Annotated in this window: 15 protein-coding genes; all 15 read left to right on the plus strand. The window is 73.8% G+C overall.

Translation table 11 applies throughout. The features are described from left to right. Positions 1-5: 5 nt before the first annotated feature. The 15 genes from ABZ192_RS01120 to ABZ192_RS01190 all read left to right on the plus strand — a co-directional run bounded on the left by ABZ192_RS01120 (position 6) and on the right by ABZ192_RS01190 (position 16,076). A complete protein-coding gene (locus tag ABZ192_RS01120) occupies positions 6-260 on the plus strand; it encodes a hypothetical protein (protein WP_356922434.1) in 255 nt (84 codons plus the stop codon). Between the two features lie 579 nt (positions 261-839). After that, positions 840-1,367, plus strand: a complete 528-nt coding sequence (locus tag ABZ192_RS01125) for a DUF2617 family protein (protein ID WP_356922435.1) — start codon at positions 840-842, stop codon at positions 1,365-1,367. A 120-nt stretch (positions 1,368-1,487) separates the two neighbouring features. Next, on the plus strand, positions 1,488-3,143 hold the full coding sequence (locus ABZ192_RS01130) for a polyamine aminopropyltransferase (protein ID WP_356922436.1): 1,656 nt from the start codon (positions 1,488-1,490) through the stop codon (positions 3,141-3,143). A gap of 135 nt (positions 3,144-3,278) precedes the next feature. Beyond that, complete coding sequence (locus tag ABZ192_RS01135) at positions 3,279-4,409, plus strand: SRPBCC domain-containing protein (protein WP_356922437.1); 1,131 nt, start codon at positions 3,279-3,281, stop codon at positions 4,407-4,409. Positions 4,410-4,461: 52 nt separating this feature from the next. Next, entirely contained in the window at positions 4,462-5,250 is a 789-nt protein-coding gene (locus tag ABZ192_RS01140) for an aldose 1-epimerase (protein WP_356922438.1), read from the plus strand. 10 nt (positions 5,251-5,260) lie between these two features. Next, on the plus strand, positions 5,261-5,809 hold the full coding sequence (gene pyrE, locus ABZ192_RS01145) for an orotate phosphoribosyltransferase (protein WP_184560759.1): 549 nt from the start codon (positions 5,261-5,263) through the stop codon (positions 5,807-5,809). Positions 5,810-5,953: 144 nt separating this feature from the next. Continuing rightward, positions 5,954-6,976 carry a class II fructose-bisphosphate aldolase gene (gene fbaA / locus ABZ192_RS01150; RefSeq protein WP_356922439.1) on the plus strand — a complete coding sequence of 341 codons (1,023 nt, stop codon included), beginning with the start codon at positions 5,954-5,956 and terminating at the stop codon, positions 6,974-6,976. Between the two features lie 69 nt (positions 6,977-7,045). Continuing rightward, positions 7,046-8,512 (plus strand): MFS transporter, encoded by a 1,467-nt coding sequence (locus ABZ192_RS01155; protein ID WP_356922440.1) that lies wholly within the window; start codon positions 7,046-7,048, stop codon positions 8,510-8,512. A gap of 183 nt (positions 8,513-8,695) precedes the next feature. Next, the gene (locus ABZ192_RS01160) at positions 8,696-9,109 is read left to right on the plus strand and encodes a DUF3151 domain-containing protein (protein ID WP_279544306.1); all 414 of its coding nucleotides are present in this window, start codon (positions 8,696-8,698) and stop codon (positions 9,107-9,109) included. A gap of 152 nt (positions 9,110-9,261) precedes the next feature. Further along, the gene (locus tag ABZ192_RS01165) at positions 9,262-10,092 is read left to right on the plus strand and encodes a tryptophan 2,3-dioxygenase family protein (protein WP_356922441.1); all 831 of its coding nucleotides are present in this window, start codon (positions 9,262-9,264) and stop codon (positions 10,090-10,092) included. Next, on the plus strand, positions 10,085-11,269 hold the full coding sequence (kynU, locus tag ABZ192_RS01170) for a kynureninase (RefSeq protein ID WP_356922442.1): 1,185 nt from the start codon (positions 10,085-10,087) through the stop codon (positions 11,267-11,269). The genes ABZ192_RS01165 and kynU overlap by 8 nt, the downstream gene beginning before the upstream one ends. Positions 11,270-11,430: 161 nt before the next feature. Then, positions 11,431-12,297, plus strand: a complete 867-nt coding sequence (locus tag ABZ192_RS01175) for an alpha/beta hydrolase (RefSeq protein ID WP_356922443.1) — start codon at positions 11,431-11,433, stop codon at positions 12,295-12,297. 144 nt (positions 12,298-12,441) lie between these two features. Further along, entirely contained in the window at positions 12,442-13,437 is a 996-nt protein-coding gene (locus ABZ192_RS01180) for an alpha/beta hydrolase (RefSeq protein ID WP_356922444.1), read from the plus strand. Continuing rightward, on the plus strand, positions 13,430-14,725 hold the full coding sequence (locus ABZ192_RS01185) for an acyltransferase (RefSeq protein WP_356922445.1): 1,296 nt from the start codon (positions 13,430-13,432) through the stop codon (positions 14,723-14,725). Before ABZ192_RS01180 ends, ABZ192_RS01185 begins: the two co-directional genes overlap by 8 nt. Beyond that, on the plus strand, positions 14,718-16,076 hold the full coding sequence (locus tag ABZ192_RS01190) for a sensor histidine kinase (protein ID WP_356922446.1): 1,359 nt from the start codon (positions 14,718-14,720) through the stop codon (positions 16,074-16,076). The genes ABZ192_RS01185 and ABZ192_RS01190 overlap by 8 nt, the downstream gene beginning before the upstream one ends. Positions 16,077-16,078: the final 2 nt, after the last annotated feature.

Genomic DNA, 16,078 nt, shown 5'->3' on the forward strand with positions numbered 1-16,078 from the left:
ACGCCATGGTTGTCGGCATCATCCTGGCGGTGATCGGAGTCGTCCTGGTCGGGGCGCTGGTGTCCAAGGCACGCGCGGGCGGTTCCGGGCAGCGGGCGCGTCGCGGGGCCGCGTCCTCCGGCGGCAGCAGCAGCGGTAGCGGCAGCTGGTGGGCCGGCGGGGGAGACTCCGGCTCGTCCGGCGGACACTCCTGCGGTGGCGGGTCGTCCTGCGGAGGGGGCGGTGGCGGCGGAGGTGGCTGCGGCGGTGGAGGCAGCTGACGCACGCCGTCGCCCTCCCGACGGGGAAGCCACAGACACCGACGCGGGGCCCGCACCTGGGGGCGGGCCCCGCGTTCGTGCGTGTGGTCGGAGTCCGGGGTTCCCGTCCGGCGTACGAGTCGAACCTCCGTCTGGTGGCTCCGAGTGTGTTCTGGCAACTTCGCATGCCTGTAGGGCAACCGGCGCCGCGGTGTGGCGGGGCGAGGGGTGACTCCGGCAACTGCGCGCGTCAAGTGGGGACTTCGGGAGCGCGGTCGTAGCCTGGGTGCCCGTTCCGTCCGGATCCCGGCGTGAGCCACGGCGCACCGGCGCACGCCTCCCCTGGTACCGGCGCACGCCGTAGTTGAACAGTTGAGCTGTGGAGCCCTCTGAGGGATGGAAACCCCACGAACTTGGGTAAAAACGCTGTGGCGGCGCCACAGTTCATGATTCCCTCTAAATCACCAACGCAGCCCCTCGGACGTCCTGCGGACACCTTCCTGAAACCGGCCGACTGGGCTGACCCGGGCCGAATCCCCCGGTGCGACCGGGGCGCAGCGGACCCACCTCCCTCTCCTTGTGTGCTTGCGGAGCCGATCCATGCTCACGACCCTGAACACCTCCTACACCGACACGCGCGCGGCCGATCTCGCCTGGGCCCTGGGGCGCGAGCCGCTTCCCGCACTGGCCACGCTCGACCTCGAACTGACAGGCATCAGACTTCAGTTGCGACTTCTCGGCGCGTCCCACCAGGTCCTGCTGGAGGAGGAGCGGGGCACCTGCTCGGAGACGGTGGCGTGCATCCCGGGCAGCAGCACCCCGCTCCCGCTCGGCGTCGCCAAGCGCGTGGGCGACTGGGAGTACGAGTTCGCCGCCCGGGTCGAGGTCCTCTCCCCCGGCTCCTTCGCGGGCCGCGCCCAGGAGCTGCTGGCCCTCGTCTCCGACCACCCGCACGGTCTGGTCGGCGTCTTCCCCGGCAGCCCGCACGCCTTCACGGCACTGCTGGCCCAGCACCACGAGGGCCAGGTGCACTGGCGGACCTGGCACGCGTACCCGCAGGACGGCCAGTTGGTCGCGACCCGCACGAAGGTGGGCGTACGGATGCCGGCGGCCGCCACCACCCCCTGAATCCGCCCCGCACGGCACGCACGCGGCAAACCGGATCTCGTAGCGTGATCCGCCTTCTGTAGACCAGCACCACACGTGTGGGTGACGAACCGCAGTGGAGCCGTGACGTAACGTCGCAGCGTGATCGAGCCGCACGCGCCCGCCCCGCCCGGTTCCCCGCCGCCCTGGAGCACCCCCGGCGGCCTCGGTGGCCCGGCGCGGCTGCCCGTCCGGCCCGGCACCGGACGGTTCCTGGTCCTCGCCGGCGTGTTCGTCTGCGCGGCCTGCGGACTGGTGTACGAACTGGAACTCGTCGCCCTCGCCTCCTACTTGATGGGCGACTCCGTCACCCAGGCGTCCGTCGTGCTGTCCGTCATGGTCTTCGCGATGGGCATCGGCTCCCTCGCCGCGAAGCGGCTGCGCGGGCTCGCCGCCGCCGGCTTCGGCGCGGTCGAGGCGACCCTCGCCCTCGTCGGCGGGTGCAGCGCGATGGCCCTGTACGCGGTCTTCGCCTGGACCGGCGACTGGGGCGGGATGTGGGCCAGCGGGCCGCGCTGCCTGCTGGTCGCCTTCTCCCTCGCGACCGGCCTGCTCATCGGCGCCGAGGTCCCGCTGCTGATGGAGCTCATCCAGCGCATCCGCCGCCAGGACGCGGGCGGCGCGGTGGCCGACCTGTTCGCCGCGGACTACGTCGGCGCGCTCGTGGGCGGACTCGCCTTCCCCTTCCTGCTGCTGCCGTTCCTCGGCCAGCTGACCGGAGCGCTGCTCACCGGCGCCGTCAACGCGGTCGTCGGGGGCGCGCTGGTGCTCGGCCTGTTCCGCCGGGACCTGACCCGGCGCGCCCGCTGGCTGCTGCTGTCCGCCAACGTGTTCGTGCTGGCGGTCCTCGCCTCGGCCGCCGTCCTCGTCGACGACTTCGAACGGGCCGCGCGGCAAGCGGTGTACGGCGGGGACGTACGCGTGGCGCTCCAGACCGGCGTGCAGGAGGTGGTCCTCGCCGGCGGTACGGACGGCCGGCCCCTCGGCCTGTTCCTCGACGGCCGGCTCCGGGTCAGCGGGCGCGACGAACTGCGCTACCACGAGGCCCTCGTCCACCCGGCCATGACCGGGCCGCACGCGCGCGTGCTGGTCCTCGGCGGCGGTGACGGACTGGCGGCGCGGGAGGTGCTGCGGCATCCCGGGGCGGAACGGGTGGACGTCGTCGAACTCGACGGGGAGGTGCTGCGGCTGGCCCGCACCGACCCGGCCCTGTCCGCGCTGAACAAGCACGCGTTCGGCGACCCGCGCGTGCGGGTGACCACGCAGGACGCCTTCGGCTGGCTGCGCGGAGCGCCCCCGGGGACGTACGACGTGGTCGTGTCGGATCTGCCGGACCCGGGCATCACGGCCAGTACGAAGCTGTACTCGCAGGAGTTCTACGGCCTCGCGCGGCGGGTGCTCGCCCCCGGCGGTCGGCTCGTGGTGCACGCCGGCCCCCTCGCGGCCGGCCCGCGGGCGTTCTGGACGGTGGAGGCGACCGTGCGCGCGGCCGGTTTCCGCACCGCCCCCTACGGCACAGGCGGCCGCCACGCCGGTTTCGCCGCCGGCCCCGACCGCACCCCCGCCGACCGCTCCCGGGCGCCCCGGGACTGGGGTTTCGTCCTGGCCGCCCGTACGGAGCCGCGACCGCGCCTCGACCCGGACGGCCCGCGCCCGTACCTCCTCGACGACGCGTCCCTCGCGGCGGGGGAGCGGGCGGCACGGGCCACGCGGATCGCGGGGCTGCCCGCGTCGACGCTGGTGCATCCGCGCTACTGAGCGGGCCCGGGTGGCCTGGTGAGGGCGGATGAGGCGGGACAGGGGCGCGGAGGATACGCCTGGCGGGGGGCGGATCAGGGGGGAATCCCGAAGGCGGGGGTGCGTTTCGGCGCGTGCTGGGTAGAGTCCGTCCACATGGAGCACGAGGTGTTCGTTCCGGTTCCGGCCGAGCGGCTCAGGGAGGTGCTGGACGACCCCGCGCTGGTCGCCCGGGCGGTTCCGGGGCTCCAGCAGGACGCCGGCGCCGAGCCCGTCGCGGGGCGGCTGAAGATCAGGGTCGGCAGCCACTCGGTCACGTACCGGGGTGCCGTACGGGTGTCCCGGGGGGACGACGGGGCGTACGCCGTCGAGGGCGGCGCCACGGAGGCCCGTGGCACCGGCTCGGTGAAACTCGCGCTGCGGATCGCCCTGCGGGACGCCGAGGACGGCACGACGGTCGTCTTCGACGGTACGGCCGCCGCGGACGGACGGATCAAGGACCTCCCGTCCGACGCGGTCGAGAGTGCCGTCACCCGCCTGCTGAACCGTTTCGCGGAAGAGCTGGCCGCGGCAGCCCCGGACACGACGGCGCCCCTCGTCACCCAGGACTTCGAACCCCGGGCCACGACCGACTACGAGACGACCCCGGACGCGGACGACGCGCCACCGCCGCCGCCTCCGGCGGGGGCCGAGGGGGGTGTGATGGCCGAGGCCGACGAGGAAACCGGGTCATCGGCCGGCGATGCGGGCGACGCGGACCGGACGCCCGGGACCGCCGACAAGGCATCGACGACCGCCGGGGAGGCTTCCGTTCCCGGACCCGACGACAAGACGCCGCCCCCCGGCTCCGCCGCCCACGACGAGCCCGCGGCTCCGGGCGATGCCGGCGAGCCCGCGGCTCCGGGCCTCGCCGGCCAACCCCCTGCCCCCGCCGCCGGTGACGACGCTCCCGCCTCCACCCCCGCCGAGCAATCCCCCGCCCCGGCCCCCGAGCCCCCCTCCGCCTTCGGCGCCGACCTGCCGCCGTCTTCTCTCCGGCCCTCGAACGAGGCCGACGGGGAGGACGAGGACGACGACGACATCGCCGAGGCGGCGCACGCGCGGCGGACCATGATCGGGCGGAGCGCCGAGGAGGTCGATCACGCGCCGCCGCGCGGGCGGTACGCCCCGGTGCCCGCGCCGCAGACCGTGATGCCCTCCGCCCCGCTGCGCTGGGCGGCCCCCGCGGCCGCGCTCGCGCTGGCGTCGGCCGTCGTGGCGGTCCGCGCCCTGCGCCGGCGCCGCTGAAAACGCCCCGTACCGCACGAGGCCCTCTTGATCACCCCAGTAGGGTCGTCCCGTGAGTGACGAAGACATCACGCTGACCGCGGGCGACGCGGAGGTGACCGTGCAGCCGGGCAACGGCGGCCGGGTCGGAGGGCTGCGGATCGGCGGCGTGGAGCTGCTCCGGCAGGGGCAGCGGTTCGGCTGCTTCCCGATGGTGCCCTGGTGCGGGCGGATCCGGGACGGGCGCTTCCTGGACGGGGCCGTCGTACGGCAGATGCCCCTCAACGCCCCGCCGCACGCCATTCACGGCACCGCCCGTGACAGCGCCTGGCGCACCGCCCGCACGAGCACGGCCGAGGCCGTCCTCACCTACGAGCTCGCCGACCCCTGGCCCCACCCGGGCCGCGTCACCCAGGTCGTCGCCCTCACCGAGGACGCGCTGACACTGACCATGTCCGTGGAGACGTACGAGTCGTCGTTCCCGGCGCAGATCGGCTGGCACCCGTGGTTCAACCGGAACCTCGGAGGCGAGGACGTGACCCTCGGCTTCGACCCGGCGTGGCAGGAGGAGCGCGGCGACGACCACCTGCCCACCGGCAACCGGATCGACCCGAAGCCCGGCCCCTGGGACGACTGCTTCGCGATGCCCGGCGGCGTCGACGTGACCCTCACCTGGCCCGGCCAGCTGGAGCTGAAGGTGACCAGCCGCGAGGAGTGGGTCGTCGTCTACGACGAGCAGGAGGCCGCCGTGTGCGTGGAGCCGCAGACCGGACCGCCCAACGGGCTCAACACCGCGCCGCGCCTGGTCACGCCCCTGGAACCGCTGGAGGCCACCACGACCTGGAGCTGGCGCCGCCTCTAAGCTGGGCGGCATGACGGACACACGCGGCGCGCTGCTGCAGCAGATCAAGGACAAGGCCGTGGTGCACGGCAAGGTGACCCTGTCGTCGGGTCTGGAGGCCGACTACTACGTCGACCTGCGGCGCATCACGCTCGACGGGGAGGCCGCGCCGCTGGTCGGGCAGGTGCTGCTCGACCTGACCGCCGACCTGGAGTTCGACGCGGTGGGCGGGCTCACCATGGGCGCCGACCCGGTGGCCGCCGCGATGCTGCACGCCGCCGCCGCGCGCGGCAAGCGCCTGGACGCCTTCGTCGTACGGAAGGCCGCCAAGGCGCACGGCCTGCAGCGGCGCGTCGAGGGCCCGGACATCGCGGGCCGCCGGGTGCTGGTCGTCGAGGACACCTCCACCACCGGCGGCTCCCCGCTCACCGCCGTCGAGGCCGTGCGCGAGGCCGGGGCCGAGGTCGTCGCCGTCGCGACCATCGTCGACCGGGCGACCGGCGCCGCGGAGAAGATCCAGGAGGGCGCCGGGGTGCCGTACCTCTTCGCGTTCTCGAAGGACGAGCTGGGCCTGGACTGAGCCGGGAGCGACCAGGGCGTGGACGGTGGCCTGGACCTTCCGGCCAAGTCTGGAAAGATGGGGCCGACGATGACGTCGCACCCCAAGGTCTAGGTCAGGGCCGACAACGCAGTACGCCAACCCGCAGATACAAGGAGCGGACGCATGCCCATCGCAACTCCCGAGGTCTACAACGAGATGCTGGACCGGGCGAAGGCAGGAAAGTTCGCCTACCCGGCCATCAACGTGACCTCCACCCAGACCCTGCACGCGGCACTGCGCGGTTTCGCCGAGGCGGAGAGCGACGGCATCGTCCAGATCTCCACGGGCGGGGCCGAGTTCCTGGGCGGCCAGTACAGCAAGGACATGGTGACCGGCGCGGTCGCCCTGGCCGAGTTCGCGCACATCGTCGCCGAGAAGTACCCGGTGAACATCGCGCTGCACACGGACCACTGCCCCAAGGACAAGCTCGACGGGTACGTACGCCCGCTGCTGGCGCTGTCCAAGAAGCGCGTCGAGGCCGGCCTGAACCCGCTGTTCCAGTCCCACATGTGGGACGGCTCCGCCGAGACCCTCGCCGACAACCTCTCCATCGCGCAGGAGCTGCTGGAGCAGGCCCGCGCCGCGAAGATCATCCTCGAGGTGGAGATCACCCCGACCGGTGGCGAGGAGGACGGCGTCTCCCACGAGATCAACGACTCCCTCTACACCACGGTCGACGACGCGATCCGCACCGCCGAGGCCCTGGGCCTGGGCGAGAAGGGCCGCTACCTGCTGGCCGCGTCCTTCGGCAACGTGCACGGCGTGTACAAGCCGGGCAACGTCGTCCTCCGTCCCGACCTGCTGAAGGAGCTGAACGAGGGCGTCGCCGCGAAGTTCGGCAAGGCCTCCCCGTTCGACTTCGTCTTCCACGGCGGCTCGGGCTCCTCGGAGGAGGAGATCCGCACCGCGCTGGAGAACGGCGTGGTCAAGATGAACATCGACACGGACACGCAGTACGCCTTCACGCGCCCGGTCGCGGACCACATGTTCCGCAACTACGACGGTGTCCTGAAGGTCGACGGCGAGGTCGGCTCCAAGAAGACCTACGACCCGCGCACCTGGGGCAAGCTGGCCGAGGCCTCCATGTCCGCGCGTGTCGTCGAGGCCTGCGGCCACCTCCGCTCGACCGGCACCAAGATCAAGTAAGTCCGTTCCGGACCACGCGTTCGAGCCCGGCACCCCTCCTGGTGCCGGGCTCTTCCGTATGCTCCCTGCATGCCCGATGTGCGGATCGCCTCGCCCCAGGGCCGGTGGATCCTGCTCACCACCGTCCTCGGCTCCAGCATGGCCCTGCTGGACTCGACCGTGGTCAACATCGCGCTGCCCCGCATCGGCCGTGACCTCGACGCGGACCTGGCGGCCCTGCAGTGGACCGTCAACGCGTACATGGTCACGCTGGCCGGGCTGATCCTGCTGGGCGGGGCGCTGGGCGACCGGTTCGGGCGCCGGAAGGTGTTCGTCGTCGGTGTGGTGTGGTTCGCGGTGGCGTCCCTGCTGTGCGGGATCGCGCCGAACGCCGGGGTGCTGATCGCCGCGCGCGCCCTGCAAGGGGTGGGCGGTGCCCTGCTCACCCCGGGGTCGCTGGCGCTGATCCAGGCGTCCTTCCACCCCGACGACCGGGGCCGCGCGGTGGGTCTGTGGTCCGGCTTCGGCGGGATCGGGGCGGCGGTCGGGCCCTTCGTCGGCGGCTGGCTGGTGGACGGGCCGGGCTGGCGGTGGGTGTTCCTGCTGAACGTTCCGCTGGCGCTGCTGTGTGTGCCGGTCGCCTTGCGGCACGTGCCCGAGTCGGGGGACCAGCGGGTGCACGGGCGGTTCGACGTGCTCGGGGCCGTGCTGGGGGCGCTGGCGCTCGCACTGGTGACCTACGCGCTGATCGAGGCTGGTGGGGGCGGTGCGGTGGTGGCGGTCTCGGCGGTGGCCGGGCTGGCCGCGGCCGCCGCGTTCGTGGTCGTCGAGCGGCGCCGGCCCGATCCGATGATGCCGACCGACATCTTCGCGTCCCGGCAGTTCACGGCCGTCAACCTCGTCACGCTGTGCGTGTACGCCGCCCTCGGCGGGTTCTTCTTCCTCGCCGCGCTCCAGCTCCAAGTGGTGGTGGGGTACTCCGCCCTCGCGGCCGGTACGGCGCTGCTGCCGACGACCGTGCTGATGCTGCTGCTGTCCGCGCGGTCCGGGGAACTGGCCGACCGGATCGGACCGCGGATCCCGCTGACGGTGGGACCGCTGCTGTGCGCCGCGGGGATGCTGTTGATGCTGCGGGTCGGGCCGGGGGCGTCGTACCCGGCCGATGTACTGCCGGCGCTGCTGGTGCTCGGGCTGGGCATGGTCACGCTGGTGGCGCCGCTGACGGCGACCGTGCTCGGGTCGGTGGACGTGTCCCGGGCGGGGCTGGCCAGCGGGATCAACAACGCGGCGGCCCGGGCGGCGGGCCTGGTGGCGGTGGCGGCGTTGCCGCTGCTGGCGGGGATGGGGGAGGAGGCGTACCGGGAGCCGGGGGCGTTCGATGTCGCCTTCGGTAAGGCGATGGCGTGGTGTGCGGGGGCGCTGGTGGTGGGGGCGGTGGTCGCGGCGGCGGTGGTACGCAGGCCGCCGCCGGGGTGCAAGCGGCCGGAGTGTCTGCGGCACGGAGGTGTGACGGCACCGCCGCTGGAGGGGGAGCCGGTGCGGAAGCGGTTGGCGTAGGGGTCCGGGGGGTTGGTGCTGAGGCCGAGGGCGTTGCGCAGCCCGGCGCGTCGGGGTGCCGCTGCGCCCACGCGTGCCGCCCGGGGGTAGCTCCCAGGCCCTTAAGGCACTGGGGGAGGCACGATTGCCCGCAGCTGGGTCGGCACGACTGCCCGCAGCTCACGCCTGCGGCAGACTTGGGGCATGTCCATTCACGAGAACCTCCTCGGGGGCCCGCCCCCGACCCACCTCCCCGACGACCCCGGGCCACGGGAAATGCTCGCGTCGGGTACCGCGCCGGTCGACGTCGCCGCCGCACACCCCACCTCCTCGCTCGCCTGGGCGCAGCTCGCCGACGAAGCGTACGAGCGGGGCGCCACCGTCGAGTCGTACGCGTACGCCCGCACGGGCTACCACCGCGGTCTGGACGCGCTGCGCCGCAACGGCTGGAAGGGTCACGGCCCGGTCCCCTGGGAGCACGAGCCGAACCGCGGCTTCCTGCGTGCCCTGCACGCCCTCGCCCGTGCCGCACAGGCGATCGGCGAGCAGGAGGAGTACGAGCGCTGCTCCCAGTTCCTCAAGGACTCCTCGCCCGAGGCGGCGCAGGTCCTGGGCTGACGGCGGTCCGTGTGCGTGAGGTCCGTCCGCCGAGCGGGCGGGCCTTGCGGTTTCGGGGGACGATTGCGGAGTATGCCCGTGGGGACCGGGGCCCCCGTGCCGGCATCGGCAGGGGCGGACCGCTACCCGGAGTTACAAAGCAGGAGACAGCGATGTCCCACGAGGCTCACGAGCCCGAGACCCCGCATCTCGATTTCAACGGCACGACGCCGTACGAGGACTACGTCAAGGCGGACGTCCTCACCCACCTCCAGCACACCCTCTCCGACGACCCCGGAGAGATGGTCTTCCTGGTCACGACCCAGGTGATGGAGCTGTGGTTCACCGTCATCGTCCACGAGTGGGAGACGGCGGCCCACGCGCTGCGCGGCGACGACGTCCCCACCGCGACCGCCGCGCTGAAGAGGTCCGTGCGCGAGCTGGAGGCGCTGAACGCCTCCTGGAAGCCGCTCGGCCAGCTCACGCCGGCCCAGTTCAACTCGTACCGGTCCGCCCTCGGCGAGGGCTCCGGGTTCCAGTCGGCGATGTACCGGCGGATGGAGTTCCTGCTCGGCGACAAGTCCGCGTCCATGCTGGTCCCGCACCGGGGTGCGCCGCGTGTGCACGCCGAGCTGGAGAAGGCGCTGCACGAGCCGAGCCTCTACGACGAGGTGGTGCGGCTGCTCGCGCGGCGCGGGTACGACATCCCGCAGGCCGTGCTGGGGCGTGACGTGTCGCAGCGCTACGAGCCGTCCCCGGAGGTGGAGGCCGCCTGGACGGCCGTCTACTCGGGCGACGAGAGCGACGAACTCGCCCGGCTCGGCGAGGCGTTGAGCGATGTCGCCGAGCTGGTGTGGCGCTGGCGCAACGACCACCTCGTCGCCACCCGCCGCGCGATGGGCGCCAAGACCGGCACGGGCGGCTCCGCCGGAGTGGCCTGGCTGGAGAAGCGGGCGCAGAAGCAGGTGTTCCCCGAGCTGTGGACGGCGCGGTCCCATGTCTGAACTGGAGATGCGCGCGGAGAAGCTGGACGCCGCCGACGACCTGCGCGGCAAGCGGGACGCGTTCGTCCTCGATGACGTTGTGTACCTCGACGGCAACTCGCTCGGCGCGCTGCCGGCCGTCGTCCCCGGGCGGGTCGAGGACGTCGTACGCCGCCAATGGGGCGAGCTGCGCATCCGGTCCTGGGAGGAGAGCGGCTGGTGGACCGCGCCCGAGCGGATCGGTGACCGGATCGCCCCGCTGGTCGGGGCGGCGCCGGGGCAGATCGTGGTGGGCGACTCGACCAGTGTCAATGTCTTCAAGGCACTGGTGGGCGCCGTGCGGATGGCCGGGGAGGGCCGCGACGAGATCCTCGTCGACGCCACGACCTTCCCCACCGACGGGTACATCGCCGAGTCCGCCGCCCGGATGACCGGCTGCGCGCTGCGGCCGGTGGCGCCGGCGGACGTGCCGGGCGCGCTGGGCCGCCGTACCGCCGCCGTCCTCCTCAACCACGTCGACTACCGCACCGGCCGGCTGCACGACCTGCCGGCGCTGACGGCCGCGGTGCACGAGGCGGGCGGGTACGCCGTCTGGGACCTGTGCCACAGCGCGGGCGCGCTGCCCGTGGGGCTGGACGAGCACGGAGTGGATCTCGCGGTCGGCTGCACCTACAAGTACCTGAACGGCGGGCCGGGTTCACCGGCGTACCTGTACGTGCGCCGGGAGCTCCAGGACCGCTTCGACTCCCCGCTGCCCGGCTGGAACTCACACGCCGAGCCGTTCGGGATGCGCAGCGGGTACGAGCCGGCCCCCGGTGCCCTGCGCGGCCGGGTCGGCACGCCGGACATCCTCTCCATGCTCGCCCTGGAGGCGGCCCTGGAGGTGTGGGACGGGGTGCCGGTCGAGGCGGTGCGGGCCAAGTCGCTCGCGCTGACGGACTTCTTCCTGGAGTGCGTGGCCGCGTACGTGCCCGAGGGCAGGGTCGAGTGCCTGACGCCGGTGCCGCACGCGGAGCGGGGCAGCCAGATCGCCCTGCGCTGTGACGACGCCGGTGACGTGATGAAACGGCTCGTCGAGCGGGGTGTGGTCGGCGACTTCCGGGCGCCGGACGTGCTGCGCTTCGGCTTCACGCCGCTGTACGTGGGCTTCGCCGACGTGGAGCGGGCGGCGCGGGTGCTGGCTCGGACACTGGGGTGAGGTCCCGGGACGAACGGCCCCTGCCGCCGCAGGGGCCGTTCGGTCCTCACCCAGCGTGACATCCGCGTGTCCGCCCACGTCACCTGCCTGATACCGTCCCGGCCAACGGCCGGATCCCCACCTGGTCCGCCATCTACGTTTGATCGCTGAGAGGTTGGAGCATGACGGACGACGTCGCAGCAGCACGGGCCGCCGCGGAAGAGAAGTCGGTGTTCTCGCACGCGCCCGTCGACCCCGACGTGACCGCTGCCTACGGTGACCATCCCGACCAGGTGATCGACTTCTACGCCCCGCGTCGGCAGGGCGGCCCGGGCGGGCCCGCCCCGGTCGTCCTCGTGCTGCACGGCGGTGCCTGGCGGGCTCCGTACGACCGGCGTCACATCAGCCCGTTCGCGGCCTTCCTCGCCCGGCGCGGGTTCGCCGTGGCCAGCGCCGAGTACCGGCGCGGTGGCGGTGACGACTCCGTCGCGGGCCGCTGGCCCGAGACCTTCGACGACATCGCGGCCGCGCTGGACGCCCTTCCGGCGCTCGTCCGGGAACACCTGCCGCAAGCCCACCCGCGCCGTACGGTCCTCACCGGTCACTCGGCGGGCGGGCACCTCGCACTGTGGGCCGCGTCCCGGCACGTCCTGCCGGCCGGCTCGCCCTGGCACAGTGACAGCCCGGCGGCCCTGCGCGGTGTGGTCGCGCTCGCCCCGATCGCGGACCTCGCGGTCGCCGACAAGCTCGACGTGTGCGGCGGTGCCGTACGGCAACTGCTGGGCGGGGACGAGCACTTCGCCGAGCGGCAGCCGTACGCGGACCCGGCGCTGCTGCTGCCCACCGGCATCGCCACCACCCTCGTCCAGGGGCGCACGGACCTCGTCGTGCCGCAGGCGGTCGCCGAGTCGTACGCGGACGCGGCGGCTAAGGCCGGGGAGATGGTGGGAGTGACGCTGCTGGAGGACGTGGGGCACTTCCCGCTCATCGACCCGGCGGCGGACGCGTGTGCCGTGGTCGTGGAGGAGATCGCCCAACTGGCGTGGTGAGCGGGCCTCCCCCTCAGGTCATACCCGTAGTACCTGAGAGCCAGGCCGCAGGTGAGCTCCCCGGTGTGACGCGAACGACGAGTCCTGATCCGTAACTTCCCTTCCGAGCGGACCCGATGGCCGGGTGCGCCGGAGGGGACGACCATGGGAGCGAAGTACCGCCGTGGGGACGGCGGTCGGCACCGCGGCGGCCGATGGCGTCGGGCCGCGCTCGCCGTTCTCATCACCGGCGCGGTGGTGTTCCCCCTCTCCGCGGCGGGACGCCCGGAGATCCCCGCGCCCGCCCCCGCGTCGCTCCCACCGCTCAGCGCGTCGACGCTCGACGAGGCGTACGCGGCCAACCGCGCCAACGCCGCCGAAGCGGCCAGGACTGCCGCCGCCCACCACGACCGGGACCGAGCCGCGAGGGACCGTCGACTGGCCGCCCGGGCCCGGCATCTCCTCCGCTTCGACGGCCGCGGCTCGGGCCGGGTGACGGAGGTCCTGGGCGACCTCGCCCGCGCCGACCGCATCGCCGTCCTGGTCCCCGGCTCCGACACGAGCCTCGACACCTACGGCCGGTTCCACGCGGCGGCCGCCGCCCTGTACGGGCAGCTCGCACGGGAGGCCCCCGAGGGCACGGGCACGGCGGTCGTGGCCTGGCTGGGCTACGAGACGCCGGGCACGGTCAGCGCGACGGTCACGACGACCGGCAGGGCGGAGCAGGCGGCGCCGCGGCTGCGCGCGCTCGTCGCCGACCTGCGGGCCATAGCGGGCGGCGCACCGCGCGTCTCGCTGCTGTGCCACTCGTACGGTTCGGTCGTCTGCGGCCGGGCCGCCGCCGGGCTCGCCGTCGACGACATCGCGCTCGTGGGCAGCCCCGGCACCGGCGCGGACTCCGTGGCCGCCCTGCACACCCGCGCCCGTATCTGGGCGGCCCGCGGTGGCGACGACTGGGTGGAGAACGTCCCGCACGTCAGCGCGGACCTGTTCGGCACCACCGTCGGCTTCGGCACCGACCCCGTCTCCCCGGCCTTCGGCGCCCGGGTCTTCGCGGCCGGCGACGGCGGCCACAGCGACTACTTCAGGCCCGGCTCGACCTCCCTGACCAACCTGGCCCGGATCGTCCTGGGCGAGACGAAGGCGGTGACCCATGACTGACGCCGGAGTACGCGACGTACGCGACGTGCGCGAAGTGCGCGAAGTGCGCGAAGTGCGCGAAGTGCGCGAACTGCGCGAAGTGCTCGGAGTGCGAGGTGTCCGGCATGCGGTGCTTCGCGGCGCCGAACGCGTCGGTGCGGCCACCCCGGCCGGCCGCGACCGGGCCGTGGACGCCCTGCGCGCCGCCGCGGTCCTCGGTGTGGTCCTCGGGCACTGGCTGGTCACGGCCCTGGTCGCCGACAGCGGCACCCTGCGCACGGCGAGCCCGCTCCAGCACATGCCCTGGCTGACGCCCGTCTCCTGGCTGTTCCAGACGCTCGCGGTGTTCTTCCTGGTCGGCGGCCATGTCGCCACGCGCAGCCTGGCCTCGGCCCGGGCCCGCGGCATCCCGTACCACCGCTGGCTGACGGCCCGCCTGACCCGGCTGTTCGCGCCGGTCGCCGCCGTCCTCACCCTGTGGACGGTCGCCGCGCTCGCCCTGCTGCTGTCGGGCGCCGAGTTCGGGACGGTCCGGACGCTGGTGAAGCTGGCGCTGTCCCCGCTGTGGTTCCTGGTGGTGTTCGCGGGCCTGACGGCGGCGACCCCGCTGCTGACCCGGCTCAACCCTCTCTGGCCGCTGGCCGTCGTACTCCATGTGGATCTGCTGCGCTTCGGCCGCGGCGGCCCCTCCTGGCTGGGCTGGGTGAACGTGGCCGCGGGCTGGCTGGTGCCCTACACGCTGGGCGCGGCCTGGACCCGGGGCGAGCTGGAGCGCCGCCGCGCGGGCTGGATCCTGCTCGCCGGCGGTGCCGTGGTGACCGCGGGGCTCGTCGCGTGGGCGGGCTACCCGGCGTCGATGGTCGGCGTCCCGGGCGAGGGCATGTCCAACCTGGACCCGCCGACGCTGGCCGTGGTCACCTTCGGGCTGGCCCAGTGCGGTCTCGCCCTGCTGCTGCGCGAGCGGCTGCGGCGGGCGATGCGCCGGCCCGTGGCGTGGGCGGCGGTGGCCCTCGTCAACCTCTTCGTGATGACCGTCTTCCTGTGGCACCAGACGGCCCTGATGGCCACGACGGCAACCGGCCTCCTCGCGGGCCGGCTCCCCGGCCTGCACACGGTGCCCGACAGCCTCGGGTGGGTCGGGGCCCGGCTGCTCTGGCTGCCGGTGTTCGCCCTGGCCCTCGCGGTCTGCTGGGCCGCCTTCCGGTCCTTCGAGCGGGGCGCGGGCGGCCGGGGCCGCGGTACGCGGGTGGTGCGGGCGCATCGTCCGTCGTCCGACCGGGGGACGGCGGTGAAGGCCCGCCATGTCTAGGCTGGGGCGCGTGACGGACAGGGGGGTGGGCCGCGCGCAGCGGGCGCGCGTCGGGGGCTGGCTGCGGGTGGTGCGCCAGGATCTGTGGACCGCCCGGGTGGACCCGTTGCCGCCGTCCACCTGGCTGCGCTGGCTGCCGCACGGTCTGCTGTGCCTGGCGGCGTTCGGGATCACGCTCGGCGGCACGGCCCAGCTCAACGACAACGGACATCTGGACGCCGGATACGCCTTCGTGCTGGCGTTCGGGCAGGGCGGCGCGGTACTCCTCGCGATGTGGCGGCCGGTTCCGGCCTGGTGGCTGTCGACGGTGGCGACCGTGGTGGGCGCGGTCGCGGTGTACGTCCGGATAGAACCCGACTACTCATTCACCTGGCCATGGACCGCGGCCGGGATCATCGCCCACCTGCTGGTCCTGCTGCTGCTCGCGCTGCGGGTGCCCACCCGCGTCGCCGTGGAGGCGCTGGCCCTGACCGCGCTGGCCACGTGGGTCCTGGAGGGGCTGACGGTCTCCGGGGTCCACTACCAGCCCACCGGGGTGCTGGCGCTCATCCTGTTCGCCGTCGTCGTGGTCGTCGGCACCGCCCTGCGCGGCCGCCGCGAGGCCCGCGCGCAACTCGTCGAGCAGACGACGCTCACCGCCGAGGAGCGCACCCGGCGCACCCTGCTGGAGGAGCGCAGCCGCATCGCGCGGGAGCTGCACGACGTGGTGGCCCACCACATGTCGGTCATCTCCATCCAGGCGCAGGTCGCCCCGCATCTCGTCGAGAACCCGCCCGACGAACTCAAGGAGAACCTCGCCGGCATCCGGCAGAACGCCCTGGAGGCGCTGACCGAGCTGCGCCGGGTGCTGGGCGTGCTGCGCTCGGAGCACACCGGGCCGGGGCAGCCCGCCGGCCCGGACGGCGAGGCCGCCGGCCACGCCCCGCAGCCCACGCTCGACCGGCTGGACGCGCTCGTGGAGAACACCCGGGCCGCCGGCCGCGAGGTCATCACGGAGATCAACGGCGAGCGGCGGCCGCTGCCGCCCGGCGTGGAGTTGTCGGCGTACCGGATCGTGCAGGAGGCGCTGAGCAACGTCCTGCGGCACGCGCCCGGCGCGCGAGCCACGGTCCGTCTCACGTATCAGCCGGACGGGCTGGAGGTGGAGGTCGTCAACGGCCGCCCGACCGGGCCCGCGCCGCCGTCGACGGGAGCGGGACACGGGCTGCTCGGCATGCGCGAGCGGGTCGCGATGCTCGGCGGCACCATGACGGCGCACCCGTGGCACTGGGACGGCTTCAAGGTCACCGCGTTCCTCCCGGATGTCCCGCCCGCCGACGCCCCGGGCACCCATCACCCCACGGCCCCTTAGGA

The sequence above is a fragment of the Streptomyces sp. NPDC006235 genome, from assembly GCF_040613735.1.
GTDB lineage: Bacteria > Actinomycetota > Actinomycetes > Streptomycetales > Streptomycetaceae > Streptomyces.